The sequence below is a fragment of the Streptomyces sp. CA-249302 genome, assembly GCF_050936785.1.
Taxonomy (GTDB): domain Bacteria; phylum Actinomycetota; class Actinomycetes; order Streptomycetales; family Streptomycetaceae; genus Streptomyces.
This window is the reverse complement of sequence record NZ_JBNJMG010000001.1, coordinates 8,501,436-8,526,435: the sequence shown is the minus strand read 5'-3', so window position 1 is coordinate 8,526,435 and position 25,000 is coordinate 8,501,436. Positions and strand designations below refer to the sequence as shown.

Sequence of the window (25,000 nt, the reverse complement as noted above, 5' to 3'; positions counted from 1 at the left end):
CCCGGGCCGCGCTCAGCGCTGGTAGCGCGCCAGCACCAGGTTGCCGTCCCGCTCCAGGCGTCTACGCAGTTCGGCGAGGCCGATCGCGCCGCTGTAGTACTCCTGGAAGGCCGGGGTCGCCACCTTGTCCTTCCACTCGGGGTAGCCGCGGACGGACTGCGCCGGGGCGGAGCTGAGGTGGGTCGCGAGGGCGGTGCCGGTCGCCCAGCCGTTCCTGGCCGTGTGCAGGGCCGGGTCCTTCAGCGCCTCGGTGCCCGTCGGCAGCATCCAGTCCCCCAGGGCCAGCCGCACCATGTTCTTCGGCCGCAGCAGGAAGTCGACGAACTCGGCGGCCTCCTTCTTGTGCGGGCTGTCCGCGGCGATGGACAGCGTCTGCGGGCTGACGCCCTGGGTGAGGCCGTCGGCTCCGGCGGGTGCGGGCAGCACCTGCCAGTCGAAGCCCTTGGGCGCCTGCTGCGCGATCTGCTGGCGGTAGGAGAACCCGAGCGGGACCATCGCGTACCTGCCGCCGAAGAATCCGGGCAGGGTGTCCGAGCCACCGCTGCCCAGGGTCGTGGGCGAGGCGCTGTGATCGATGTCCGCCTGGTCGTGGATGGTGCGCGGCACCACCTGGTCGGCCGCCTCGAAACGGATCGTCACCTTGCCGTCGGAGCCTCGGTGGAACAGCTGACCGCCCGTCGAGAGGGAGAGGTTGAGGGTTGCGGAGACGGGTTCCTTCAACGGCCAGGCGACGCCGTACTTCCCCTTGCCGCTGAGCTGTCGCGTGACGGTCCTGAACTCCGGCCAGCTCCAGGGGTGTTCGGGAGTCGGGATCCGTGCACCCGACTGCTTCAGCCACTTCGCGTTGGCGACGATCACCCGCGGTTCCTGGAGGAAGGGCACGCCGTAGATGCCGTCGTCGAAGGTCGTCGTCTCCCAACTCCGCTGTGGGATATCGGACTTGAGGCGGGCGGGCAGCAGGTCCGTCAGGTCGGCGAGGTAGCCGCCGTAGGCGAAGTCCGCGAGGTCGTCGGAGGCGTCGTGGATGATGTCGGGGGCCTCGCCGCCCTCGAAGGAGGTGAGCAACTGGTCGTGGACGCTGTCCCAACTCCCCTGCACGTACTCGACCTTGATGCCGGGATGACCGGCGTTCCACTCCTGCACCAGCTCCTTGTTGGCCGCGACCGACTCCTCCTGCCAGGCGAGTGACTGGAAGCGGAGCGTGATGGGGCCGCCGCCCGCCGAGTCGCCGCCGCCGCTCGTGCAGCCGGCCAGCAGCAGGGCCAGGACGAGGAGGAAGAGCGTTCTGCGGCGCATCAGTTCTTCACCGCCCCGGTGAGCATGCCGCCGGTGATCCGCCGCTGGGTGACCGCGAAGACGACGAGGGAGGGCAGCGTCGCCAGGAACGCGGCGGCGGCCAAGGGGCCCAGGTCCGCGACGCCCTCCGCGCCGATGAAGTGGGTGAGCACGACGGGCAGGGTCTGGTGCTCAGGGGTCTTGAGCAGGACGAGCGCGAAGAAGAACTCGTTCCACGCGGTGACGAACGCGAACAGTCCGGTCGCCGTGATCCCGGGCGCGAGCAGCGGCGCCACCACCGACACCAGCGTCCGCACCCGCCCGGCCCCGTCGACCGCCGCCGCCTCCTCGACCTCGGCCGGCACGGCGCGGACGTATCCGACGAGCATCCACAGCGCGAACGGCAGCGCCCACACGACGTACACCAGCGTCAGCCCGAACAGCGAGTCGATCAGCCGCAGGTTCTTCAGCAGCAGGAACAGCGGGATGATCACCAGGACCAGCGGGAATGCCTGGCTGACCACCACCCATCCGATGGCGGCCCGGGTGAGCGGGGTGCGTCTGCGGGCCATGACGTAGGCGAGCGGGGTGGCGAGGAGTACGGCGACGACGGCGGCGCCGGCCGCGGCCAGCAGGGAGTTGAACGCGGCGTGCAGCAGGGGCTGTTCGTCGAAGGCCTGGCGGAAGTTGTCGAGGGTCGGGTGCCGGGGGATCCAGGTGGGGTGCAGACTGCCCAGCTCGCGTGGGGACTTGAACGCGGTGGACAGCAGCCACAGGAGCGGGAAGGCGAGGAAGACGAGGTACGCGAGGAGGGCCGCGTACTGGCCGATGCGGGTGCCGGTCCTGGTCCTCATGTCCCGTCGCCTCCCCTGAGACGGCCCACCAGGAAGAGGGCGAGCAGCACGGAGATCACCGCGACCATCACGCAGCCCATGGCCGCCGCGTACCCGAACTGGCCGTAGCGGAAGGCCTCTTCGTAGGCGAACAGCATCGGCAGGCGGGTGCGGCCGCCGGGGCCGCCGCTGGTCAGCACGTAGACCAGGGCGAAGGAGTTGAAGTTCCAGATGAGGTTGAGCGCGGTGATGGCGAGGGCGACCGGTCTGAGGGCGGGCCAGGTGACCGTGCGGAAGCGGCGCCAGGCGCCGGCGCCGTCGACCGCGGCGGCCTCGTGCAGTTCGCGCGGGGTGTTCTGGAGTCCGGCGAGCAGCGCGACGGTGGTCTGCGGCATGCCGGCCCAGACGCCGACGACGATCACCGCGGGCAGGGCGCTTCCCAGGCCGCTGAGCCAGTCCCGGCCGTAGCCGAGGCCGAGGTCGTGCAGGGTCTCGTTGAGGACGCCGGCGTCCGGGTTGTAGACGAGCCGCCACATGATGCCGACGACGACCTCGGGCATGGCCCACGGGACGATCGCGAGGGCGCGGGCCAGCCAGCGCAGCTTCAGGTCCTCGTTGAGCAGCAGGGCGAGGCCGAGCGCGAGCAGGAACTGCGGCAGGGTCACGCCGACCGCCCACACCAGGCCGATCCGGAACGACTCCCAGAACAGAGTGTCGTGCAGCAGGTCCTGGAAGTTGAGGCCGCCGATCCACCGGGTGGTCTGGGTGCGGCCCGACTGGGAGTCGGTGAAGGCCAGCAGGATCCCGTAGAGCAGCGGTCCGACACTGAGCACGAGGATGGGGATCAGCGCGGGCAGCACCAGGAACCAGGCCCCGCGGTCGGCGCGCGGCCGGTCCCCGACGGCGCGCGGCGCACCCCGCGCCGACCGCCTCGTCGCACTCGCCAGGGTCACGTGATCGGCTCCTTCGCACGCTCGTGACGGTGTGGTTCGTGACGTGGGTCCGGTCGGCCTCCGCCATGGTCGTGAAGGTGATCCGCCCCGTCAAGGCACCGCGCACTGGGTCCGACCTGTGCGAATGCGAGACTTGGCGCCGGGTGGCGGAATCTCGACGCCGGCCGACGACGGACATGCGTGGACATGGGAGGACGGCGATGGACGAGGCACGGGCGCGGCACGTACTGGCCGCGGCGGGGGTTCTGCCCGCTCCGGCGGCGGACGCGCGGCTCCTCGCCCTGGGCGAGAACGCGGTGTTCGCCGCGGGCGGCCTGGTCGTCAAGGTGGGCCGCGACGCCGAACTCCTGGACCGGGCCCGCCGCGAACTGGACATCGCCCTGTGGCTCGCCGAGGCGGGCGTGCCGGCGGTACGGGCGGCGCAGCCCGAACCGCTGCTGGTCGAGGGACACCCGGTGACGGTGTGGCACCGGATGCCGGATCCCGTACGGCCCGCGGAACCACGGGATTTGGCCGAACTCCTGCGGGTGGTCCACGCCCTGCCGACGCCTTCCTTCGGCCTGCCGCCGCGGGAACTTCTGGGGGGCGTGGAGCGGTGGCTGCGGCTGGCCGGCGACGCGATCGAGGCGGCGGACGCGGCCTACCTGCGCGAGCGCCGCGACGGCTTCGCGACGGCCGCCGCCGCACTGACGCCCCACCTGCCACCGGGCCCGATCCACGGCGACGCACTGCCCCGCAATGTGCATGTCGGCCCGGACGGGCCGGTCCTGGTCGATCTGGAGACCTTCTCCGCCGACCTGCGCGAGCACGACCTGGTGGTCATGGCCCTCTCCCGCGACCGCTACGGCCTGCCCGCCGAGGCCTACGACTCCTTCACCGAGGCCTACGGCTGGGACGTGCGCGAGTGGGACGGCTGCGGTGTGCTCCGCGGCGCCCGCGAGACGGCCAGCTGCGCGTGGGTGGCCCAGCACGCCCCGACCAACCCCAAGGCACTGGCGGAGTTCGAGCGCCGGGTGGCGTCCTTGCGGGAGGGGGACGAGTCGGTGCGGTGGTATCCCTTCTGACGGGCGGTATGACCTTCGCCAAGGCGGACACGCCTGACGCGTGCGGCGTCAGAAGTGCTCCCTGGCCCAGCGGAAGCTGTCGCGGACGGTCTGCTCATTGCTGATCGGCTGGAGGCCCAGATCACGGGTGGTGGCCGAGGTATCGGCGCGCAGGTGCGACGCTCCCGCATAGAGCCGGACGATCTCCGGCCTCATCATGGGCGGGCGGCGGGTCAGCCTGGAGGCCCAGGAAGAGGCTCGGGCGATCGGTTTGAGCACGGCCGGGGAGAGGGTCCGTGGGCTCTTGAGGCCCAGCTCCGGGTACATCTCCTGGGCGGTCCGCACCATCGCCGTGGTGGAGACGGGGGTGGTGTTGCTGATCAGGTAGCGGCCCTGGTCACGACCTCGGACGGCGGCCAGGTGACAGGCTTTGGCCACATCGCGGGCGTCGATCGCCAGCAGGTGGAGGCCGGGGTCGACGGTGAACCGCCCGGACAGGATGGTGGTGAAGAGCTCCGCACTCCCGGTAGGGGTGAAAAATCCGGGACCGAAGATCGCCGACGGCAGTATCGACACGAACTCGACGCCCGTGTCCGCGACCAGCCGGCGGGCCAGTTTCTCGGCCTGGGTCTTGGAGTGCTCGTAGGGATTGATGTTCAGCGGGTTCCATGTCTCGGCGCTGAGCGGCTGCACACTGGCGTCGACCGTGGTCATCGAGCTGACATGGACGATTTTGCGCACACCGGTTTCGAGGGCCGCCTCGACGAGATTGCGGGTGCCGTCGATGTTGACGCGCTCGATCTCGTTCTCCGGGTCCTTGGCCCAGGTACGGAAGGCGGCTGCGACCGAGTAGACGACCTCGACGCCCCGCATGGCGGCCACCAGCGAGGCGCGGTCCATCAGCTCGGCCCGCACCAGCTCGACGTCCAACGCGCGCACACGGTCCGACCGGGCGCCGGTGTCCCGGACCCCGGCGCGTACGGTCTCGCCCTGCGCGAGCAGGTACTGCACCAGATTGAAGCCCACGTGACCGGTCGCGCCGGTCACCAGGCTGATCTTGTCGTCGCTCATGGGCCCAGTGGATCCCGGGCCCTCCCCGGAAGGGAAAGACCCACCCGGTCTGTAGGCATACCCTGAAGGTATGGAGGACTTGGACCTGCGGGAACTGCGCTATTTCGTGGCGGTCGCAGAGGAGCTGAACTTCACTCGCGCTGCCGAGCGGCTCGGCATCGCCCAACCGCCGCTGTCCCGCACCATCCAGGCCATCGAAACCAAACTCGGTGTGCGCCTGCTCGACCGTGGCGCCCGCCCGCCGGCCCTCACCGACGCCGGACGGGTGCTGATGGAACAGGCACGCCCGGCTATCGCGGCCGTCGCCGCCGCCGGCCGTCGGGCCGCCCGGGCCGGCACGGAGCGTCCGCGGCTGGCCGTCGTGGTCAAGACGGGCAGCGCCCCGGCACTGCTGCGCGACATCGTCGCCCGCTACGACGGCCAGGGCACCTGGCCGCCCGCCGAGATCTCCATCGGCGGCTGGGGCGAGCCGACCGCGATGCTGCTGGACGGGCGGGCCGACGTCGCCCTGCTGCGCGGCCCCCTCTTCGAGCCCCTGCTGGACAGCGAGATCCTGCTCACCGAACCACGGATGGCCGTGCTGCCGGCCGGCCACCGCCTGGCCCGGCGCGAACGGCTGCGCCGGGTCGACCTGGACGGCGAGCCGGTACCGTACTGGCCCGGCGCGTCGGCGGAGCAGACCGCCTACAACGCGGCCACCGACACATGGACCGCCCAGCAGGTGCACGCACCGCGCGGCCCGCGGGTGGAGAACATGGACCAGATGCTCGACGCGGTCGTCCTCGGCCAGGCCGTGGCCTTCCTGCCCGCCTCCTACGCCGACTCCGCGGCCCATCGCGGCCTGTCCTACGTGCCGGTCTCCGACATCAGCCCCAGCACCGTCGTCGTGGCCTGGCCCCAGATCTGCCGCTCGCAAGCGGTGGCCGCCTTCGTGCGGGCCGCACTTGGCATGCCGGTGCCGACCGAAGTCGCCGAACCGACGTAGCCGAAGGGTTGGTTCAATCACCCGAACGCCCCGCCGCATACCGCCCTTTGAGAGGTACGTCGGTGTCGTCGGCGTCCGCTTCGGGCTACCCGGTGTCGCGGTCCTGAATCGTCCGTGCGGCGTGCCGCAGTTCCGTCAGGACCGTGCGGACCGCCTTTCGGGCCGTACGTTCCGGGCGGTACAGGGCGTCGATGTGGCGTCTGGCCCGTACTCCGCTCAGTGGTCTCAGGGCCAGATCCGGATGTGGGCGCATCGTCCAGCGCGGCATCAGGGCGAGGCCGCCCCCGGCTGCGACGACCTCCGCCACCACCGCGAACTCGTTGATGCGGTGGGCGAGACGGAGGCGTCGTCCGGACGCCGCTGCGATCGCCTCGATGGTCGCCATGACCGGGAAGCCGTCGTGCACGGTGATCCAGGGCTCGTCGGCGACGTCGCGTGGGGTCACTCGGCGCTTGGCGGCCAGGGGGTGGTCGGCGGGCATCGCCACGTCGAGGGGTTCACGCAGGAGCGTGGTCGTGGCCACCGTCTCCGGCCATGGCGGGGCGTGCTCCAGGCGGTGGGCCAGGACCAGGTCGTACTCGCGGGTGAGGCGGGGGAAGTCCTCCTGGGCCACGTCCTCGTCGGCCAGCCTCGCTACCGGGGCGCCTGGGCCGGCGAGCGCGCGGAGCAGGAGCGGGAAGAGCGTCGCGCCCGCGCTGTGGAACGCCGCCACCGACACCTCGCCGTCCGGCCGGCCCAGGAAGTCCTCGACCGAATGCCGGGCCCGCGTCAGCGCCGTCTCCACCTCGATCGCCGCGCCCGCCAGCGCCTGCCCGGCGTCGGTGAGCACCAGCCGTCGCCCCTGGCGCTCGGTGAGCGGCACCGGCATCGACCGCTGGAGCAGCCGTAGTTGCTGGGAGATCGCCGAGGGGGTGACCAGCAGCGCCTCGGCGACCGCGGTGACGCTGCCCAGTTCGCCGAGTTCACGCAGGATGCGCAGTTGCCGTTCGTCCACCTCCTCAGTGTAGGAGCACTAAAAGATCGTTGAAGAAACAGGTACTGGGCTTCATGGACGTTCCCGGTGCACGGTGGGCGGGTGTCCGACGTCCGACGTACCGATGCGGTACTCCTCCTGGTCGCCGTCGTCTGGGGTTCGAGCTATCTGTCCGCCCAGACGGCGACCTCCGCGCTGCCCGTCCTGCTGGTGCTGTTCGCCCGCTACGCCCTGTCCGCGCTCGCCTGTCTCGGACTGGTCGCCGGCCGTCGCGGGCCGCGCCGGTGGACCCGGGACGAGCTGCGGGCCGGGCTTCCGCTGGGGGTGACGCAGGCCGCGGTCCTGGTCGTGGAGACGTACGGCGTCGCCCACACCAGTGCCGCCAACGCGGGGCTGATCATCAGCCTCACCATCGTGCTCACCCCGCTCCTCGACCGCCCGAACGGCGGGCTGCCTCCCCTCTTCTTCGCCGCGGCCGCCGTGTGCGTCCTCGCCGTCGGCCTGCTGATGTCCGGCAACGGATTCCACGCCCCGCGCCTCGGTGACCTCCTGATGCTCGGCGCCGCGGTGGTGCGGGCGGGCCATGTCGCGCTCGTCGGACGGCTCACCGCCGGGCGCGCCATCCGCCCCCTGCATCTGACGGCCGTGCAGACCCTCGTCGGCACGGCCCTGTTCCTGCCGAGTGCCGTGGGTGGCCTGCCGACGCTCGCCCATGCCGGTACGGCGACCTGGACCCAGCTGCTCTATCTCGCCCTGTTCTGCAGCGTGTTCGCCTTCCTGGCACAGACGTGGGCCGTGCAGCGCACCTCCGCCAGCCGGGCCAGCCTGTTGCTGGGCACGGAACCGGTCTGGGCCGCCGCGGTGGGCATCGCCCTCGGCGGCGAGCGCCTCACTCCGCTCACCGCGCTCGGCGCGGCCCTGCTGGTGGCCGGTACCTACTGGGGCCAGGCGGTGGAACGCGCGCACCGGCAGAAGCGGCAGGAGCATCGCGAGTCGGAGGCGGGCGGCAGGGTCCTCGGCGCAGCCCGTCGCCCCGGTCCCCGTGCGCCGGTCCACCTCGCCCCGGAACGGGTCGCGAGCCCCGCCCAGGAGTGACCGCCGCTCGGGCCGTCAGACCGTCTCGTCCGCCGGCTCCCGCAAGGGCCAGGTGCCGTCCACCACCGCCGTCGCGTCCCCCTTGCGGCGCAGGAAGCTCTGGAAGTCCGCCGCCCACTCCGCGTACCACTCGATCTGGCGGCGGTGCAGTTCCGCCGGGCCGAGGGCCGCGATCTTGGGGTGGCGCTCGGCTATCGCGCAGGCCAGGCCGGCCGCGGCGAGGGCGTCGGCGGTCGCGTCGTGCGCGGACTCGAGCGGGACGCCGTACTCCGTGCAGACCGCTTCGAGGTTGCGCTTGCCACGGCGGTAGCGGTCGACCCAGCGGTCGATGGTGTACGGGTCGACGACCGGGGCGGGGTCGATGCCGCCCAGTCGGTCGCGGAGGGACGGCAGGCCGTACCGCCGTAGTTCGGCGGCGAGCAGGCTCAGGTCGAAGGCCGCGTTGTAGGCGACGACCGGCACGCCCGTGCGCCAGTACGTCACGAGCACGTCCGCGATGGCGTTCGCCACCTCGTCGGCCGGTCGGCCCTCCGCCGCCGCGCGCTCGTTGCTGATCCCGTGCACCGCCACCGCGTCCGCCGGGATCTCCACGCCCGGATCGGCCAGCCACTCCCGGCGCCCTATCGGCCGGCCGTCCCTGAACTCGATCACGGCACCCGTGACGATGCGCGCCTCGCGCGGATCGGTCCCGGTCGTCTCCAGGTCGAAGCCGATCAGCAGCTCCCGGTGCCAGGCCATGGACGGCCCCCCTTCTTGGTGGTGCTTTCCCCCAGTGGTCTCCACCTTCCCATGGGCCACTGACAATCAGAGGACCGCATTCCGCTTACCGTCCCGGACGGTTCAGGACACGGGCCGCGAATCCACCCAGGCCGTCTCGAACTCCTCGCGGTATGTCGGGAAGAGGCCGCTCTCGACCCCCTTGTCCATGTCGTCCGGCTTGACCACCCGGCCGCCGTTGCGCAGCACCAGCACCGGTGCCTCCATGCCGCGGGACCTGCGCAGGTAGGACTGCACGACGGCGACGCCGTCCGAGCCGTCGCCGTCCACGAGGTAGGCCGTGAAGCGCGGTGTCTCGTCGTAGACCTGGATCTGGAAGGCCGCCGGGTCGCGCAGCCGGGACCGCACCCGGCGCATGTGCAGGATGTTCATCTCGACCGCGCGGCTCAACTCACCGCGCTTCATGCCCAGTTCACGCTCGCGCCGCTTGACCGCGCTGGAGGCCGGGTTGAGGAACAGCAGCCGGACCCGGCAGCCGGCCTCGGCCAGGCGGATCAGGCGGCGGCCGGAGAAGTTCTGCACGAGCAGGTTGAGGCCGATGCCGATGGCGTCGACGCGGCGGGCGCCGCCGAAGATGTCCTCGGCGGGGAACTGGCGCAGCAGCCGCACCCGGTCGGGGTGGACGGCGACCACGTCGGCGTACCGGTCGCCGACCAGGTCCTCCACCGCGTCCACGGGCAGCCGGCGCGCCGACGGCACGTCGCCGCCCGCGCCGAGCTCGTCCAGGAGCTTCGCGGAGGCCCGCTCGGCCTGGTTGAGGACGGCCTCGGAGAGTGCCCGGTTACGGGAGACGACGTTGCGGGTCACCTCCAGCTCGTCCAGGGCGAGTTCGACGTCGCGGCGGTCGTCGACGTACGGCTCGAAGCACGGCCAGTGCTGCACCATCAGCTCGCGCAGCTGGGGCAGGGTGAGGAAGCTGAGGACGTTGTCGTCGGCCGGGTCGAGCAAGTAGCCCTTGCGGCGGCTCACTTCACGTACCGCGACCGCCCGCTGCACCCATTCCTGGCCGGCCGGCCCGGCCGCCGCGATCACCCACTCGTCGCCGTGGACGGGCTCGTAGATGGGACGCAGAACGGCGGCCACGACCGCGCGCAGCCGCTGCTCTACGAGGTTCAGCCAGATGTAGGCCCGTCCCGCCCGTTGGGCGCGCGTACGCACTTCGCGCCAGGCGTCGGCATCCCAGTCCAGCTCCGGCCCGATGGAACTCGTCGTCATGGGCCTGGCCAGGGACACCGTGCCGGGCGGGACGTCTGCGGAGTTCCCCTCGTGACCCTCGTCACCAGGGGGCAACTCCACCCCTCCCGACCCCACCCAAGCACCGCCTTCCGCTCCCCCGAGCTCTCCCCGTGCCAACGATCAAGGAAGGGTACTCCGGGAGCGGTCGGCGGTGCAGCCGGATGGACAGGTCGATTCTCAACTGGCTTAGTGCCAGTGGCCGTTCTGACCGGCCAGGTCCGCCGGAGTGAGCGGATTCATAGCCGTGACGTCACGCGGGGCGATGGAGAAGCCCTGCCAGTGGACCGGCATCGGCTGCTGGTCCTCGTCGCGGGCTATGTGGTGGAAGCCGACGTTCACCCAGACAATGGGGTGCGTCAGGGTCTGGCCGTTCACCCAGGTGTCCACGGACTTGCCGTGCCCGGCACCGCAGTTGAGCGGGTTGCCGCTGGCGTACTGCTCGCACTTGTTGTACTCGGTGAAGTACACGTCGTGCTTGGTGAAGGGGCGCCCCGGGTACTTGGCGGTCGGGCCCTGGACGATCTCGTACGAACGCGGGTGGTCGTCCTTGTTCTTGCCGGCCGTGCTGACCACGCGCCACCAGCGCATGTCCTTGGCGTCGCCCGCGAGTTCCTTGGTGACCTTGGTGAGGGTCGTCTTGTTGGTCGGCGCCTGCTGACCGTTGACCGGGGCGCTGACCTTCGAGTCGTACTGCTCGACCTTGGTCTTGGAGGAGCCGTCGAGGCCGAAGTCGAGCCGCCAGAAGATGTTGTGGCTGTGGCTGGTGGCATACGCCTTGGCGCCCTTGCCGAGCGGCCACCCGCGGCCGTCGCCCGCGTCGTAGTCGTCGGGCGAGAGGCTTCCGGTGGCGCCGGCGTTCATGCTCATGGTGCCGTCGTCCTGGAAGCGCCACTCGGTGATGTACTCGTACCAGCCGACCTTGTTGACCGTGTAGAGCAGCAGGTCCTTGCCCTGCGCCTGGTAGGTCTTGTTCGCGTCGGACAGCAGGTGGTAGGCGTGGCCGCGGGAACGCGTCGTGGCGCACAGGCCCTTGACGTCCGTCGAAGTCGAGTAGAACGGCTCGGGGACCTTGACCGTCTTGATGGTGCCGCCGGGGCACTCGGCGGGCGTGAGGTTGAGCAGGCCGTCGCCGAAGTTGTAGTCCGTGACGTCGTTGTACTCGACGCTGCCGTCGTCGTACGGCACGTCGATCTGCGCCAGCTTGGCGCTGTTGAGGACCTTGATCGGCTGGGACTCGCCGGGCGGCTGGTAGGAGATGTCGTCCAGCATGACGCCGGACCTGCTCTCGAAGCGCCAGCACATCCGCCAGGTGGTGCCGGAGGAGAGCTTCTGTTCGATCTGGTAGGCCGCGCTGCACGCGGGAGCGGCCGCGGCCGCCGCCTCCTTGTGCTCCGCGAAGGCCGGTGCCGCCGCCGTGCCGCCGAGGGCGAGCCCGACCGCCAGCGGGACCATCAGGGCCCGCCGGCGCAGCGCCCCGCTGCGGGCACGGCTGTTTCTGTTGACGCGCATGACGAAGTGACTCCCTTACAGGAGATACGGGTCTTACCGGAGATACGAGTTCGAGAAGTGGACGGACGCCGGCTCAGCCGAGCCTGACGACCTTGCGGGCGCTCAGGTCGATCACGAAGTCCCGGGTGTCGATCCACGCGCCGTTCTTGACCTTCGGGAACAGCCGGGTGCAGCGGTGCTCACCGCACTTGGCCAGCGCGGCCGGCCGGACGCCCGGCGTGGCGTGGAACACCATGCTGGTGAGCGTCAGTTGGTCCGGGGAGGTGAGCTCCTTGCCGGTGGCGTCCTTGTAGTCGGCCTTCAGGCCCGCGCCCAGCGGGTCGGCGATCAGCAGCCGGGCTGCCTCGGTCTGCTCGGCGATACTCAGCGGCGGCTGGACGTCGTGCTGGGTGCTGGTCTCCTCGACCTTGCCCGAGTCCAGGTTGACGGTCTTGGTGACGACGCTGTCGTCCCGGTAGTCGTAGAACGTCACGTCCGCGCGCCGGGGCGCGTTCGCGGTGTCCGGCGCGTCGGTGTCGGGCTCGGTCAGCTCGACGGTCAGCCGCTGCGGGCCGCGGGCGCCCTTGACGTTCTCAGCGGAGTTGAGCAACTGCCGGCTCAGCGCGATCTTCTCGACGCGCCTGGTCTCGTCGTCGGTCAGCGGGTCGAGGCCCTTGCCCTTCTCGCCCTCGGCCGGGGCCTGTTCGACGACGCCCGGTGCGGGCGTGCCGTTCGCCTGGGCCGCCTGCTGGGCCGTCTGCCCGCTCCCGGCCCCTCCCGACTCGTCGGCCCCCGCCGTCCCCGGCAGAGTGATTCCGATCATCACGGCCGTCCCGGCCACCGCGATGGCCGCACCCGCCACCATCTTGCCCAGATGGCGGTGCACTATCTCGCGCACATCTTCCCCCTACTCCCCCTCTGGTCACGGGAGTACGTGTTTGCCCCACTGGTTCGGCATACCGCGTATGCACTGGTCGATCGGTAAGAGGGACGTAAGTCATAGGTGGTTCCATCACTTTCGGGGAGACTCGGGGCGTAGGCGCCCCCGGGGCGTGCTCCAGCTGAAAGAGTCGTGTCCATGCAGGTCTGGCCTGGCGAGGCGTATCCGCTCGGTGCCACGTACGACGGCGCCGGCACCAATTTCGCGGTCTTCTCGGAGGCCGCGGACCGAGTAGAGCTGTGTCTGCTGCACGACGACGGCTCGGAGACGGCGGTGGAACTGCGCGAGAGCGACGCTTTCGTGCGGCACGCGTACGTGCCCGGCATCATGCCCGGACAGCGCTACGGCTTCCGGATGCACGGCCCGTACGACCCGGGGAGCGGCCGGCGCTGCAACTCGGCGAAGCTGCTGCTCGACCCGTACGCGCGCGCGATCAGCGGTTCGATCCGCTGGGGCGAGGAGGTGTACGGCTACCACTTCGACGCGCCCGACAAGCGCAACGACCTGGACTCGGCGCCGCACACCATGACGTCGGTCGTGGTCAACCCGTACTTCGACTGGGGCGACGACCGGCGGCCGCGGCGCGGCTACCACGAGACGGTGATCTACGAGGCCCACGTCAAGGGCCTCACGATGACCCACCCCGGGCTGCCCGAGGAACTGCGCGGCACCTATGCGGCGCTCGCCCATCCGACGATCATCGAGCACCTGGTCGAACTGGGCGTGACGACGCTGGAGCTGATGCCGGTCCACCAGTTCGTCAACGACCACCGCCTGGTCGACATGGGCCTCAACAACTACTGGGGCTACAACACGATCGGCTTCTTCGCCCCGCACAACGCGTACGCCTCCTGGGGCGACCGCGGCCAGCAGGTCCTGGAGTTCAAGTCGGCGATCAAGGCGCTGCACGAGGCCGGCATCGAGGTCATCCTCGACGTGGTCTACAACCACACGGCCGAGGGCAACCACCTGGGCCCGACGCTGTCCTTCAAGGGCATCGACAACTCGCAGTACTACCGCCTCACCGACGACCCGCGTTATTACATGGACACCACCGGCACCGGCAACTCCCTGCTGATGAGGTCCCCGCACGTCCTCCAGCTGATCATGGACTCGCTGCGCTACTGGGTCACCGAGATGCACGTCGACGGCTTCCGCTTCGACCTCGCGGCCACCCTGGCCCGCCAGTTCCACGAGGTGGACCGGCTGTCGTCGTTCTTCGACCTGGTACAGCAGGACCCGGTGGTCTCCCAGGTGAAGCTGATCGCCGAGCCCTGGGACGTCGGCGAGGGCGGCTACCAGGTGGGCAACTTCCCGCCGCTGTGGACCGAGTGGAACGGCAAGTACCGCGACACGGTGCGGGACATGTGGCGCGGCGAGCAGCGCGCGCTGGCGGAGTTCGCGTCCCGGCTGACCGGCTCCTCGGACCTCTACCAGGACGACGGCCGCCGCCCGCTGGCCTCGATCAACTTCGTCACCTGCCACGACGGTTTCACCCTGCACGACCTGGTCGCGTACAACGACAAGCACAACCAGGCCAACGGCGAGGACAACCGGGACGGCGAGAGCCACAACCGGTCCTGGAACTGCGGGGCGGAGGGCGAGACCGACGACCCCGAGGTGCTGGAGCTGCGGGCGCGCCAGATGCGGAACTTCGTCGCCACGCTGATGCTCTCCCAGGGCGTGCCGATGATCAGCCACGGCGACGAGTTCGCGCGCAGCCAGCGCGGCAACAACAACGCGTACTGCCAGGACAACGAGCTCGCCTGGGTGCCGTGGCCGGCCTCCGAGGAGGAGGACGGGGGTGGGCTGCCGGCCTTCACGCGCGCGATGGTGTGGCTGCGCAAGGACCACCCCGTCTTCCGCCGCCGCCGCTTCTTCCACGGGCGCCCGGTGGAGGGCACCCACGACGAGCTCTCGGACATCGCCTGGTTCACCCCCGAGGGCCGCGAAATGATCCAGCGGGACTGGGACTCCGCACCCGCCTCCGCACTCACCGTCTTCCTCAACGGCAACGCGATCTCCGAGCCCGGCTCCCGCGGGGAGCGGATCACCGACGACTCGTTCCTGCTGATGTTCAACGCCTCCCCGAAGACGCTGGAGTTCGTCGTCCCGGTCAACCACGGCCGCCAGTGGCAGGTGGTCGTCGACACGGCCCGCACGGACGGGGTCCCACCGGACACCGGCCCGAAGGTGGCGGCCGGCGACCGGCTGACCCTCCTGGACCGGAGCATGACGGTGTTGCAGCGACCGGTCTAGGCGCGTGTGCCCGGCCGCTTCCCGGGCACGCGCGCGTGGCGGGTGGTTTCGGTGGTGCGTCCGGTGTACGACGCCGGGCGCGCCGCGCATGCGATCGCGCAGGCGAGTGCGGCCGACGTGCTCGCCGCCGCGAAGGCCGCCACGGGGCCGTAGGACTCGGCGAGGCGGCCGGTGACGGCGACCGCGAGCGCCTGGCCGCCGACGATCGCACTGGTCGCGAACGCCATCGCCTCCGCGAGCCGGCTGGGCGGCACGGCGCGCTCGGTGAGCCCGAACACCGTGATGAGGTGCGGGGCGTAGGCGACCCCGAGGACGGTGACGACCAGATACAGGCCGGCCAGGCTGTCCGTCCACAGCAGGGGCAGGGACAGCACGAACGCGGCCGCGGTGGCCGTCCGCCAGCGGGTGGTGAGGGCGATACGGCCGGGCACGGCGGCCATGGAGAACCCCGCGACTGCGCTCATCACCCCCATGGCCGCGTACACGAGCCCGGCCTGGTCCGACTGCCCGAGGTTCTCGGTGAGCGCGGTGATGCCGGCCTGGCAGGCGCCGAACATGGCGCCTTGGAGGGCGAGGGCGGCAAGCAGGGCATGGACGGAGTGAGGCATACGGCTGCGGCCACGCACGGGGAGAACCTTGTGGCCGGCCGGCGTGGCCCTCAGCACCCTCGCTGTCGGATGCAGGGCGAAGCCCGTGCCACAGACCGCCACCAGCACCGCCGCGCCCGCCATGGCGTACGCCGGATGTGCCACCACCGCCGCCACGCCCACCAGTGCCGGCCCCAGGACGAACGAGATCTCGTCCAGCGTGCTCTCGAAGGACAGCGCCGCGCCGATCGTGGTGTCCGGGGCGTCGGCGCGGTGGGCCAGGGCGACGATGCGGGCGCGGCCGAGGGGGCCGATCAGCGGTACGGTCGCCCCCGCCGCCGCGCCCAGCAGTGTCAGCAGCGGTGTCGGCAGTCCGGCGAGCGCCCCTGCCACCAGCCCGGCGACCGCGACGGCGTTGGCGAGGGAGAAGGCGAGGACGACCGTCCGCTGACCGTGCCGGTCGGCGAGCCGGCCCACCAGCGGGCCGCAGGCCACCTGCCCGACCGCAAGGGCCCCGCCGGTCAGCCCCGCGGCACCCAGCGAACCACTGGTACGCGCGACCAGCAGCACGCTCCCGAACTGGATCGTGGCCGTCGGCAGCCGCCCCAGGAAGGACACGACCGGCAGCAGCGGCCCCGTCAGCCCGACGACCTGTCCGTACGTACGCCCCGTGCTCCCCATCGCTCGAAGCTAGCCACGCGCGCGTGCACCCGTGCAGGGGACGATGACACGAAGCGCGGCAGGGCGGGTACGTAGGTTTGCATGACACCTGAGCGATCCGAGCCCGTGGTGCCCACGGCCACCTACCGGCTGCAGTTGCAGCCCGACTTCCCGTTCGCCGCCGCCGCGGCCGCCGTCCCGTACCTGGCCTCGCTCGGCGTCTCGCATCTGCACCTGTCCCCCGTCCTGGAGGCCGTGCCCGGCTCGACGCACGGCTACGACGTCGTGGACCACGCGCGCGTGCGCGGGGAACTGGGCGGCGAGGAGGGGCTGCGCGCGCTGGCGCGCACCGCGCGGGAGCACGGGCTCGGCCTCGTGGTCGACATCGTGCCGAACCACATGGCGATGTCCCCGCGCCACAACCACGCCCTGTGGGAGGTGCTGCGGGAAGGCCCGAAGTCGCCGTACGCGCGCTGGTTCGACATCGACTGGGAGGCGCAGGGCGGCCAGGTGCTGCTGCCGGTGCTGGGAGGTCCGGTCGGCTCGGTGCTCGGGGACCTGCGGGTGGACGGCGAGGTGCTGCGCTACCACGACCATGCCTTCCCGCTGCGCGAGGGCACCGAGGAGCTGCCGTTGCCGCAGCTCCTGGACGCCCAGTGGTACCGCCCGGTGTGGTGGCGGCTGGCCCGGACCGAACTCAACTACCGGCGTTTCTTCAGCATTTCGGAGCTCATCGGGGTTCGGGTCGAGGATCCTGAGGTGTTCGAGGCCACGCACGCGAAGATCCTGGAGCTGCTGCACGAGGGCGTGGTCGACGGGCTGCGCGTCGACCATCCCGACGGCGTCGCCGACCCCGACGGCTATCTGCGGCGGCTGCACGAGGCGACCGGCGGCCGCTGGACGGTCGTGGAGAAGATCCTGTCCGACGGGGAGCCCCTGCCGGCGTCCTGGCCGGTCGCGGGCACCACCGGCTACGACGCCCTGCGGCACGTGGACGGGCTCTTCACCGACCCGGCCGGGTTCGGGGAACTCCTCGGCCGGTACCGGCGGTTCGCGGCCCCGCAGACGGACCGGGGCGGCGACTGGTCGGCGACGGTACGGCGGGCGGCGTACAAGGTGCTCACGCACGAACTGGCCGCCGAGGTGGACCGGCTGACCCGGGTGACCAGCCGGCTGTGCACGGCCGCGCCGGACCCCGCGCTGCGCGACCGCGCCCCCTGGGCGCTGCGCACGGCGCTGCAGGAGCTGCTCGTCCGCCTCGAGGTGTACCGGCCCTACGCGTCCGGTGACGCCTCCGCCGTGGTGACCGAGGAGGCGGCGGCCGAGGCCCGGCTCGCGTTCGTCGTCCCGGAGGAGGCCGGCGCGGTCGACGTGGTGCGCGCGCTGGTACTCGGGCGGGCCGGTGACGGGCCCGAGCAGCGGGAGTTCCGGACGCGGTTCGCACAGACGGCGTCCGCGCTGCGCGCCAAGTCCGTGGAGGACACTGCGTTCTACCGCTACGTCCCGCTGCTGTCGGCGACCGAGGTGGGCGGCAACCCGGGGAGCCCCGCGCTCTCCCCGGAGGACTTCCACGCCTACTGCGCGCGCGTGCAGCGTGACTGGCCGGCGACCGGGACCGCCGTGTCGACGCACGACACCAAGCGCAGTGCCGACGTACGGGCGGCGCTGGCCGTGCTCACCGAGTGCCCGGGGCGCTGGGCGGACGTCCTGGCCGACGTGACCCGCGACGGCGAGGGTGTGCCGGACCCGCAACTCGCGTGGGCGGCCTGGCAGACGGTGTTCGGGCTCGGCACCGCGGACCCGGGGCGCGTCCAGCCGGCCCTGCTGAAGCACGTGCGAGAGGCGGGCCTGTTCACCAGCTGGACCGAGCAGGAGCCCGCCTACGAGGAGGCGGTCGCCGCGTTCGTGGCGACGGGGCCGTGCGGGGCGCAGGGCGAGCACGTCGTCGCCCTGCGGAGGGCGTTGGAGCCGTACATCCGGGCCAATGTGCTCGGTACGGCCCTGGTCCATCTGACGATGCCGGGGGTGCCGGACGTCTACCAGGGCACGGAGGCCGAGTACCTGGCGCTCGTCGACCCGGACAACCGGCGCCCGGTGCCGTTCCCGCCCGAGGACCCCGGCGACAAGGGCGCCCTCACGGCGGCGGCGCTGCGGCTGCGCGCGCGGCGGCCGGGCGCCTTCGGGGACGCGGCGACGTACGCCCCCTTGGTCCCCGAGGGCCCGGCGGCGGCGCACTGTGCGGCGTTCGCGCGCTCCGGCGAGGTCGTGACGGCGGTGACGCGGCTGTCGCTGCGGCTGGCCGAGGCGGGCGGCTGGCGGGACACGCGGCTTCCGCTGCCGCCGGGGCGCTGGTCGGACGTACTCGCTCCGGAGCGGGAGTTCACCGGGCACGCGCGCGTGGAGGAACTTTTCGAGCGGCTGCCGGTGGCGCTGCTGGAGCGGGTCGACGCGGAGTGAGGCCCCGCCGGGGTCCTGGGCACGAGCGACTGACGCCGGCGTGCCCGGCTTCAGCCACGCCTCCGGCAGTCGGTCCACACGGCGGTACGGGGTTCGAAGCCGGCGCGTCCGCGGGCCCGAGTCCGCCGCCCAACGGGCGCACGCGCCCTCGTCGCGCGCCGTGCCGTCGTCCTCGCCACCGGCTCGCGGCCGCGCACGCTCCCGGGGCTCGTGCCGGACGGACGGCGTGTCGTGACGAGCGACGACGCACTCTTCGCGGACGCGCTCCCGGCGTCCGTGCCGGTGCTCGGCGGCGGTGCGATCGGCGTCGAAGCGGCGGTGCGATCGGCGTCGAACACGCGTCGTTCCACCGGTCCACCGGTCCGCCGGTCCTGAGACGTTCCTCAGACGGTCCTGACGCCGGCCGGGCGCGGACCGCACCAGCAGTGAGCCGGGGCCCGCGCCCCCGGCCGCCGCGAACCCTGCGCCCCCGCTGGCCGCAATGGCCGTTCCGGCTGGCGGTAAATGCATCTGGGCGCCCCCTGGAGCCTCCCCCTTGGTGACCTTGACAGTTCCCGGAGAGCGTGGGGTACTGCGGATTGCGAAGCCGCCGGGCGGACGTGACGGGGGTGAGTCTCCTGCTGCAGCTGCGCTACCCCACCGTGAGCCAACTCGTCGTATCGGCAAGGGCGTTGGCCGCCCACCGGCCTTCCCTCTGCACGCTGCGGCAAGTCGGCGTGTCCCGGGCCGGCAGGCCCCTGCATCTGCTGTCCGTGGGCCATGCCGGGCGCGCCGTCCTGGTGGTGGCCGGCGCCCATGCCAACGAGCCCACGGGCGGCTCCACGCTCCTGGCGCTCGCCGAACGGGTGGTGCGCGAAAGGGAGTTGCGCACCGACACCTCCTGGCACTTCTTCCTGTGCGCGGACCCGGACGGGGCGAGCCTGCACGTCACCCCGGCGCCGCGCTCCCTGCTCGACTACCACCTCGGCTTCTTCCGCCCGGCCGCCGAGGAGCAGCCGGAGTGGTCGCCCTCGGTGCTGCCGCCCGACCGGCTGCCGCCCGAGACGCTGGCGCTGACCAGCGTCATCGACGAGCTGCGCCCCTACCTCCAGGTGACCCTGCACGGGACCGATCTGGGCGGCAGCTGGGTGCAGTTGACCAAGGACATACCGGGGCTCGCCGAGCCGTTCGCCAAGTCCGCGGCCCAGTTGCACATCCCGGTGGAGACGGGCGCCTCGGACGCCGCGGGCTGGTCGGCGTCCGGGCCCGGGGTCCATGTGATGCCCTCGCCCGGCGCGGGCGCCGCCTACCCGAGCATGCCGGACGACGCCCGGCAGAGCACCTGGTACCGCACCCACCTCTACGGCGGCCTGACCGCGGTGGTGGAGGTGCCGATGTGGGCGAGCGACCTGGTGGACGACCCCGCCCCGCATCCCGCGCCCGCCGCGGCGATACGGCGGCTCGCCCGCCGGCTGCTGCGGGACGGCCTCGAGGTCGAACGGGTGCTCCGCGACGCGCAGTCGAGCCTGGAGGGCGTCGACGGACCGCTGCTGCGGGCCGCGAAGTGGGCCCTGGACCTGGTTCCGGGCCTGGCCGCGGACTGGATGCACACGCCGCCGGCCGACAACACGATGGCGTACGTCGGCAGCGTGGACGCGTTCGGGCGGCGGCTGCCGCTGCGGGCGGCGGCGATGCTGCTGCGGGTGCTCCAGGAGACCGACGACCGCGCGGCACCGCGGCTGGAGCGGCTGGTGGCGGCCTGGAGCAACGCCTTCGCGGAGCGCTTCCGGGCCCGCTGGGTGCCCTTGGAGCACCAGGTCGAGCACCAGTCCCGCACGGTGGTCCTGGCGGCCCTGCACGCGCGCGACCGGGCGGCCTGAGCAGCCGCCCTGCCCACGTCAGCCGTCGAGCGCGAACACCGACCCCGTACGCGCCGCCATGACACAGGAGTTGGAGTACGTCCGGGTGTAGTCGACCTTCCGGCCGCTCCACTCACCGCGTGCGGTGGCGGTCACCGGGGCGTAGATCATCGGGCAGAAGCCGTCCCTCGGCGGGAGCGCGTCGATGTCGCCGTCCACTGCCGCCAGCTGGGCACACGCCTCGGCGGCGTGTGAGTGTCCCTGAGGCGGGTCGCACAGCAGCAGGGTGCCGCGGGTGTCGCTGGAGCGGGCGTCGCCCTTGGTGACGGTGAGGTAGAGCCAGTTGCCGGGGAGGTGGTCCCGGGTCGTCGCCTGCGCCGGTGCCGCGCCGGCCAGGAGGAGGGCGGTGGCGACCAGGCCGCCCCGTACCGCTTTCGCCGTGATGCTGATCGTCATTCCCGATGCATCGGCACGGCGGCCTCGGAACCCCACCCCGACTCACCCGAACGGGAGCACGCGGGCGCGTACCGCGTGGCGAGTTCGAACGCGGCGAGCACCACCCGCGACTGGTACTCCACCTGGCGGGCGACCGGGATCCAGCGCGCCCCGCAGCCGTCGCGGTAGTCGCCGCACCACAGCTCGACGAGCCGGTCCAGGTCCGGCAGCACGCCGGCCGGGTCCTGCCCGGAGGCCGTGACGAGCTGGTGCAGCAGCCCGGCCGTGCGCAGGGCGAGCCGCCGCCCGGCGATCCGCAGGGCGGCCAGGTGGGCGGTGCTCATCGGCGGCAGCGGGCGCGCGCCATCGGCGACGTCGGGGTCCCACGCGTCGGCGAGCCCTGGGCAGACCAGTAAATAGTCGTCCACCGGGGCGAGCAGGCGTTCCGCGTCCGGAACGCCAGCGACATGCGGCCGGATCCGCGCCAGCAGCACCTCCAGGAGCCGCGCGTCACGGCGCAGCGTGTGGCTGACGGTGCGCAGCACGCCGGCCGCGTCGGCGGGCGGGGAGCCGTCCGCCACGGCGGCCACACCCCACATCGGCGCCTCCACCACCGCGGTCACCGTGCCGTACCGGTGCGGGTGGTACCAGGTCGACTCGACCGCGGCCTCCGTTATGGCCGCGGCCAGGTCACCGAGGCGGGGCGGCGGGATGCGGTAGACGGCGGGGCCGAGGTTGGGCCAGTACAGGGTGTCGTACGGGCCGAGTTCGCGCGGAATGCCGAGCCGGGCCGCGGTGTGGGCGACGCGCTGGGCGAGGCCGGGCAGGTCGTGGGTGAGTTCGACGAAGCCGCCGCCGACGTCGACGCCGTGCAGCGAGCACTGCAGGAAGGGCCGCAGCTCGTCCTGGAGCTCCAGCAGGGTGCGGGTCTCCGGGAGTACGACGCGGTCCGCGCCGTCGGGCAGCCACTCGGGCTGCTCCAGGAAGCCGGGGCGGAAGAAGTTCCTGAAGTACCGGCCGAGGGTGTACGGGCCGTGCAGCCAGCCCTCGTTGCGGCGCAGCCCGTCGGGGTCGAGGGAGAGCAGCAGGTTCCAGGTGGCGTCGGCACCCTCGGTGAACCGCGGGTCGGCCAGGGCGCGTTCGGCCAGCCGGAGCACGGTGGCGCCGCCGACGGGCTCGTTGGCGTGTGGACCGGCGACGACGAGGGCCTGGCGGCTGCCGTGACCGACGGAAAGCAGCCACAGGGGAGTTCCGCCGCGGGAGGTGCCCACGCGGCGCAGCCGGGCGTCCCTGGGGCGCCGCGCGACGAGTGCTGCCGCCCGCGCGCCGAGTTCGTCGACGGTCGGGTAGCGCAGGAGGGGCGGCAGGGCACACCTCCACAATGCGGTGCCGTCGGTTCACCTGACGTACATGGCGTACGCACAGTCAGTCACGACTTGGGTGGTACGTCAACACCGCGGAAGGGAAAGGGATTTGAGCCATCGCACCAGGTCAACGCCCTGTCATGCTCAGGCCAAAGCTAAGGTGTGACTCAGTCGACAGCGAGCCGGAAGGACATCCGCCCGAAGCCGATCTGGTCGCCCTCGCGCACCACCGCGGCACCGATGACCCGGCGTCCGTTCACCGTCGTGCCGTTGGTCGAGCCCAGGTCCCGCAGCACCCACATGCCGCCCTGGCGGCTGAGTTCGGCGTGCACCCGGGACACGGTCTCGTGGGTGAGGCGCAGTCCGTTGGCCGGATCGCGTCCGATGCGCAGCGGATGGCCGTTGCCCGGGTGCGGCAGCAGCAGCTTGGGCAGACGCTCGGCCTGCCAGGCCCGCCGCAGCCGTACCGTGAAGCCGGAGACCGCCTCCACCGTGCCGAAGACCACGCGCGCGAAGCGGCTCTCCTGGGGCAGGTCGGCGGTGAGCGCGGCGAGTTCGTCGGAGCGGCGGGCGGCGAGGGCCAGTTCCATCCGGCGGATGAACGTGTCGTGCGAGAGCCTTCCCATCGCGACGCCGTCACGGAGCACCTTCAGCGCCTTGTCGCGCTCCACGTCGGACAGCCGCGCGGGGTACGTGTTGAACTCGAAGGACGACGTCACGTTGGTGATTGTCGGTCAGTGAACCCCGGGTGTCCAGAAAACGAGAAAACGCCCGCCACGCGCGCGTACGTGACGACACCCGCTGCAAACGGGGTGATTCAAAGGCGGATTGATCTCGTTTCAAGCACGATGGACGGGCTACATCACGGTGAGCAGACGAAGGGGACCGTCCGTGCAGTTCGAGGTGTGGGCACCGCAGGCCGGCCGGGTGACGTTGCAGTGCGACGGCACCACCCGCGCGTTGGAACGCGATCCGGAGCGGGAGGGTTGGTGGCGGGCGGAGGCCGGGGCGCGGGACGGCTCGCGGTACGGGTTCGCGGTGGACGACGGTCCCGTGCTGCCCGATCCGCGCTCGCGCCGCCAGCCGGACGGCCCGGACGGGCTGAGCGCGGTCGTCGACCACGGGGAGTACGCGTGGCACGCCGAGTGGGCCGGCCGGGCGCTGCCGGGCGCGGTGCTGTACGAGCTGCACGTGGGCACGTACACGCCCGAGGGCACCCTGGACGCGGCCGCCGAGCGGCTCGGGCATCTCGTCGAACTGGGCGTCACACACGTCGAGTTGATGCCCCTGTGCCCGTTCCCCGGGCGGCACGGCTGGGGGTACGAGGGTGTGTCGCTGTGGGCCGTGCACGAGCCGTACGGCGGACCCGAGGGGCTGAAACGGTTCGTCGACCGGGCGCACGAACTCGGCCTGGGCGTGGTCCTGGACGTCGTGCACAACCATCTCGGGCCGTCGGGGAACTACCTCCCGGCGTTCGGGCCGTACTTCACGGACACGCACCACACGCCGTGGGGCTCCGCCGTGAACCTGGACGCGCCGGGGTCGGACGAGGTGCGGGCCTATCTGCGGGAGAGCGCGCTCGCGTGGCTGCGGGACTACCGGGTCGACGGGCTGCGGCTCGACGCGGTGCACGCGCTCGCGGACACGCGCGCGTGCCACTTCCTGGAGGAGCTGTCGACGGCCGTTGACGGGCTGGCGGCCGAGGTGGGCCGGCCGCTGTTCCTGATCGCCGAGTCCGACCTGAACGACCCGCGGCTCATCACACCCCGGGAGGAGGGCGGGCTCGGGCTGCACGCGCAGTGGAACGACGACTTCCACCACGCCCTGCACACCGCGCTGACCGGCGAGTCCCAGGGGTACTACGCCGACTTCGCGCGTGCCCCGTTCGGCGCGCTCGCCAGGACGCTCACCGGCGGCTACTTCCACGACGGCACGTACTCGAGCTTCCGGGGCCGCCACCACGGGCGCCCGCTCGACCGCACGCGCGTGGCGGCGCACCGTCTCCTCGGGTACGCCCAGACCCACGACCAGGTCGGCAACCGCGCCCAGGGGGACCGGCTTTCGGCGACCCTCTCCCCCGGCCTGCTCGCCTGCGCGGCCGCACTGACCCTCACGGCGCCCTTCACGCCGATGCTGTTCATGGGCGAGGAGTGGGCGGCGGGCACGCCCTGGCAGTTCTTCACCGACCACACCGATGTGGAGCTCGGGGAGGCGGTACGGCGGGGCAGACGGCGGGAGTTCGCGGCGCACGGGTGGGCCGAGGAGGACGTGCCCGACCCGCAGGACCCGGCGACCCGGGACCGTTCCTGCCTCGACTGGTCCGAGCCGGAGAGCGAGCCCCACGCGCGCGTACTCGCCTGGTACCGCCGCCTCATCGCCCTGCGCCAGGAACAGGCCGACCTCACCGACCCCGACCTCGCCGACACCAAGGTGGCCTACGACGAACAGGAACGGTGGCTGGCCTTCCGGCGCGGGGACGTCCGGGTCGCCGTGAACCTCGCCAAGTCACCGGCAACGATCCCGCTGGGACCGCGCCACGCGCGCGTACTCGCCGCATGGGAGCCGGTGGAGGCGCCGGGGGCGGACGGGGTACTGAACGTGCCCGGGGAGTCGGCGGTGGTACTGCTCCAGAGCTGAGGACGACGCCGGGCCGGCCGCGGCCACACCGGGGGGCGACCCCTGAGGCGGTTGCCGAACGCCCCGCACCCCGCACCCCGCATGAGTCTCGCGG

General features: G+C 72.1%; 20 protein-coding genes and 1 pseudogene. 8 read left to right on the top strand and 13 right to left on the bottom strand.

The annotated features are described in order from the left end of the window. Positions 1-12: 12 nt before the first annotated feature. The 3 genes from ACQEWB_RS38525 to ACQEWB_RS38515 are packed head-to-tail and all read right to left on the bottom strand — an operon-like array spanning position 13 to position 3,061. A complete protein-coding gene (locus tag ACQEWB_RS38525; RefSeq protein ID WP_432839534.1) occupies positions 13-1,296 on the bottom strand; it encodes an ABC transporter substrate-binding protein in 1,284 nt (427 codons plus the stop codon). Further along, positions 1,296-2,129, bottom strand: coding sequence for a carbohydrate ABC transporter permease (locus ACQEWB_RS38520; RefSeq protein ID WP_432839532.1), 834 nt, complete (start codon positions 2,127-2,129; stop codon positions 1,296-1,298). Before ACQEWB_RS38520 ends, ACQEWB_RS38525 begins: the two co-directional genes overlap by 1 nt. Beyond that, the gene (locus ACQEWB_RS38515) at positions 2,126-3,061 is read right to left on the bottom strand and encodes a carbohydrate ABC transporter permease (RefSeq protein ID WP_432839530.1); all 936 of its coding nucleotides are present in this window, start codon (positions 3,059-3,061) and stop codon (positions 2,126-2,128) included. Before ACQEWB_RS38515 ends, ACQEWB_RS38520 begins: the two co-directional genes overlap by 4 nt. A 200-nt stretch (positions 3,062-3,261) precedes the next feature. Between ACQEWB_RS38515 and ACQEWB_RS38510 the strand changes: the two genes are divergently transcribed. Then, positions 3,262-4,125 carry a phosphotransferase enzyme family protein gene (locus tag ACQEWB_RS38510; protein ID WP_432839528.1) on the top strand — a complete coding sequence of 288 codons (864 nt, stop codon included), beginning with the start codon at positions 3,262-3,264 and terminating at the stop codon, positions 4,123-4,125. A gap of 48 nt (positions 4,126-4,173) precedes the next feature. Here the strand turns inward: ACQEWB_RS38510 and ACQEWB_RS38505 are convergent, their stop codons facing one another. Next, on the bottom strand, positions 4,174-5,175 hold the full coding sequence (locus ACQEWB_RS38505) for an NAD-dependent epimerase/dehydratase family protein (protein ID WP_432839526.1): 1,002 nt from the start codon (positions 5,173-5,175) through the stop codon (positions 4,174-4,176). Positions 5,176-5,245: 70 nt separating this feature from the next. On the opposite strand from ACQEWB_RS38505, the gene ACQEWB_RS38500 reads away from it, so the two are divergent. After that, positions 5,246-6,160 carry a LysR family transcriptional regulator gene (locus ACQEWB_RS38500; protein WP_432839524.1) on the top strand — a complete coding sequence of 305 codons (915 nt, stop codon included), beginning with the start codon at positions 5,246-5,248 and terminating at the stop codon, positions 6,158-6,160. A gap of 85 nt (positions 6,161-6,245) precedes the next feature. Here ACQEWB_RS38500 and ACQEWB_RS38495 read toward each other — a convergent pair whose 3' ends face one another. Further along, positions 6,246-7,154, bottom strand: a complete 909-nt coding sequence (locus tag ACQEWB_RS38495; RefSeq protein ID WP_432839522.1) for a LysR family transcriptional regulator — start codon at positions 7,152-7,154, stop codon at positions 6,246-6,248. An 81-nt stretch (positions 7,155-7,235) separates the two neighbouring features. Here ACQEWB_RS38495 and ACQEWB_RS38490 point away from each other — a divergent pair, with 81 nt between their 5' ends. Continuing rightward, complete coding sequence (locus ACQEWB_RS38490) at positions 7,236-8,228, top strand: DMT family transporter (RefSeq protein ID WP_432839520.1); 993 nt, start codon at positions 7,236-7,238, stop codon at positions 8,226-8,228. Positions 8,229-8,243: 15 nt separating this feature from the next. Here the strand turns inward: ACQEWB_RS38490 and ACQEWB_RS38485 are convergent, their stop codons facing one another. The 4 genes from ACQEWB_RS38485 to ACQEWB_RS38470 all read right to left on the bottom strand — a co-directional run bounded on the left by ACQEWB_RS38485 (position 8,244) and on the right by ACQEWB_RS38470 (position 12,627). Continuing rightward, positions 8,244-8,966 (bottom strand): 3'-5' exonuclease, encoded by a 723-nt coding sequence (locus ACQEWB_RS38485; RefSeq protein WP_432839518.1) that lies wholly within the window; start codon positions 8,964-8,966, stop codon positions 8,244-8,246. A 102-nt stretch (positions 8,967-9,068) separates the two neighbouring features. Continuing rightward, positions 9,069-10,316 carry an SAV2148 family HEPN domain-containing protein gene (locus ACQEWB_RS38480; protein WP_432839516.1) on the bottom strand — a complete coding sequence of 416 codons (1,248 nt, stop codon included), beginning with the start codon at positions 10,314-10,316 and terminating at the stop codon, positions 9,069-9,071. A 111-nt stretch (positions 10,317-10,427) separates the two neighbouring features. After that, positions 10,428-11,750, bottom strand: a complete 1,323-nt coding sequence (locus ACQEWB_RS38475) for a copper amine oxidase (RefSeq protein ID WP_432839514.1) — start codon at positions 11,748-11,750, stop codon at positions 10,428-10,430. Between the two features lie 73 nt (positions 11,751-11,823). Beyond that, positions 11,824-12,627 carry a Tat pathway signal sequence domain protein gene (locus tag ACQEWB_RS38470; protein WP_432839512.1) on the bottom strand — a complete coding sequence of 268 codons (804 nt, stop codon included), beginning with the start codon at positions 12,625-12,627 and terminating at the stop codon, positions 11,824-11,826. A gap of 180 nt (positions 12,628-12,807) precedes the next feature. On the opposite strand from ACQEWB_RS38470, the gene glgX reads away from it, so the two are divergent. Beyond that, the gene (gene glgX, locus ACQEWB_RS38465) at positions 12,808-14,928 is read left to right on the top strand and encodes a glycogen debranching protein GlgX (RefSeq protein WP_432839510.1); all 2,121 of its coding nucleotides are present in this window, start codon (positions 12,808-12,810) and stop codon (positions 14,926-14,928) included. On the opposite strand, the gene ACQEWB_RS38460 is transcribed toward glgX, so the two are convergent. Continuing rightward, positions 14,925-16,196 carry an MFS transporter gene (locus tag ACQEWB_RS38460; protein WP_432839508.1) on the bottom strand — a complete coding sequence of 424 codons (1,272 nt, stop codon included), beginning with the start codon at positions 16,194-16,196 and terminating at the stop codon, positions 14,925-14,927. The genes glgX and ACQEWB_RS38460 overlap by 4 nt on opposite strands. Positions 16,197-16,277: 81 nt before the next feature. Here ACQEWB_RS38460 and treY point away from each other — a divergent pair, with 81 nt between their 5' ends. From treY to ACQEWB_RS38445, 3 genes and pseudogenes are all read left to right on the top strand, one after another. Beyond that, the gene (gene treY / locus ACQEWB_RS38455; protein ID WP_432839506.1) at positions 16,278-18,632 is read left to right on the top strand and encodes a malto-oligosyltrehalose synthase; all 2,355 of its coding nucleotides are present in this window, start codon (positions 16,278-16,280) and stop codon (positions 18,630-18,632) included. A gap of 144 nt (positions 18,633-18,776) precedes the next feature. Next, a pseudogene (locus ACQEWB_RS38450) lies at positions 18,777-18,950 on the top strand (FAD-dependent oxidoreductase); the annotation flags it as partial. A gap of 290 nt (positions 18,951-19,240) precedes the next feature. Next, positions 19,241-20,491, top strand: a complete 1,251-nt coding sequence (locus tag ACQEWB_RS38445; RefSeq protein ID WP_432839504.1) for a M14 family zinc carboxypeptidase — start codon at positions 19,241-19,243, stop codon at positions 20,489-20,491. An 18-nt stretch (positions 20,492-20,509) separates the two neighbouring features. Here ACQEWB_RS38445 and ACQEWB_RS38440 read toward each other — a convergent pair whose 3' ends face one another. The 3 genes from ACQEWB_RS38440 to ACQEWB_RS38430 form a co-directional block, all read right to left on the bottom strand. Next, positions 20,510-20,926: an SSI family serine proteinase inhibitor gene (locus ACQEWB_RS38440; RefSeq protein ID WP_432839502.1), complete on the bottom strand. Its 417-nt coding sequence runs from the start codon at positions 20,924-20,926 to the stop codon at positions 20,510-20,512. Further along, complete coding sequence (locus ACQEWB_RS38435; RefSeq protein WP_432839500.1) at positions 20,923-22,287, bottom strand: M14 family zinc carboxypeptidase; 1,365 nt, start codon at positions 22,285-22,287, stop codon at positions 20,923-20,925. Before ACQEWB_RS38435 ends, ACQEWB_RS38440 begins: the two co-directional genes overlap by 4 nt. A 149-nt stretch (positions 22,288-22,436) precedes the next feature. Next, positions 22,437-22,988: an FHA domain-containing protein gene (locus ACQEWB_RS38430; protein ID WP_432839498.1), complete on the bottom strand. Its 552-nt coding sequence runs from the start codon at positions 22,986-22,988 to the stop codon at positions 22,437-22,439. A 172-nt stretch (positions 22,989-23,160) separates the two neighbouring features. Here ACQEWB_RS38430 and treZ point away from each other — a divergent pair, with 172 nt between their 5' ends. Then, positions 23,161-24,906: a malto-oligosyltrehalose trehalohydrolase gene (treZ, locus tag ACQEWB_RS38425; protein WP_432839496.1), complete on the top strand. Its 1,746-nt coding sequence runs from the start codon at positions 23,161-23,163 to the stop codon at positions 24,904-24,906. Positions 24,907-25,000 lie beyond the last annotated feature (94 nt).

Bases quoted from the DNA above. Each gene is read 5' to 3' on its own strand.
- ACQEWB_RS38525 (WP_432839534.1), bottom strand. From the start codon at position 1,296: ATGCGCCGCAGAACGCTCTTCCTCCTCGTCCTGGCCCTGCTGCTGGCC.
- ACQEWB_RS38520 (WP_432839532.1), bottom strand. From the start codon at position 2,129: ATGAGGACCAGGACCGGCACCCGCATCGGCCAGTACGCGGCCCTCCTC.
- ACQEWB_RS38510 (WP_432839528.1), top strand. From the start codon at position 3,262: ATGGACGAGGCACGGGCGCGGCACGTACTGGCCGCGGCGGGGGTTCTG.
- ACQEWB_RS38505 (WP_432839526.1), bottom strand. From the start codon at position 5,175: ATGAGCGACGACAAGATCAGCCTGGTGACCGGCGCGACCGGTCACGTG.
- ACQEWB_RS38500 (WP_432839524.1), top strand. From the start codon at position 5,246: ATGGAGGACTTGGACCTGCGGGAACTGCGCTATTTCGTGGCGGTCGCA.
- ACQEWB_RS38485 (WP_432839518.1), bottom strand. From the start codon at position 8,966: ATGGCCTGGCACCGGGAGCTGCTGATCGGCTTCGACCTGGAGACGACC.
- ACQEWB_RS38475 (WP_432839514.1), bottom strand. From the start codon at position 11,750: ATGCGCGTCAACAGAAACAGCCGTGCCCGCAGCGGGGCGCTGCGCCGG.
- glgX (WP_432839510.1), top strand. From the start codon at position 12,808: ATGCAGGTCTGGCCTGGCGAGGCGTATCCGCTCGGTGCCACGTACGAC.
- ACQEWB_RS38460 (WP_432839508.1), bottom strand. From the start codon at position 16,196: ATGGGGAGCACGGGGCGTACGTACGGACAGGTCGTCGGGCTGACGGGG.
- treY (WP_432839506.1), top strand. From the start codon at position 16,278: ATGACACCTGAGCGATCCGAGCCCGTGGTGCCCACGGCCACCTACCGG.
- ACQEWB_RS38440 (WP_432839502.1), bottom strand. From the start codon at position 20,926: ATGACGATCAGCATCACGGCGAAAGCGGTACGGGGCGGCCTGGTCGCC.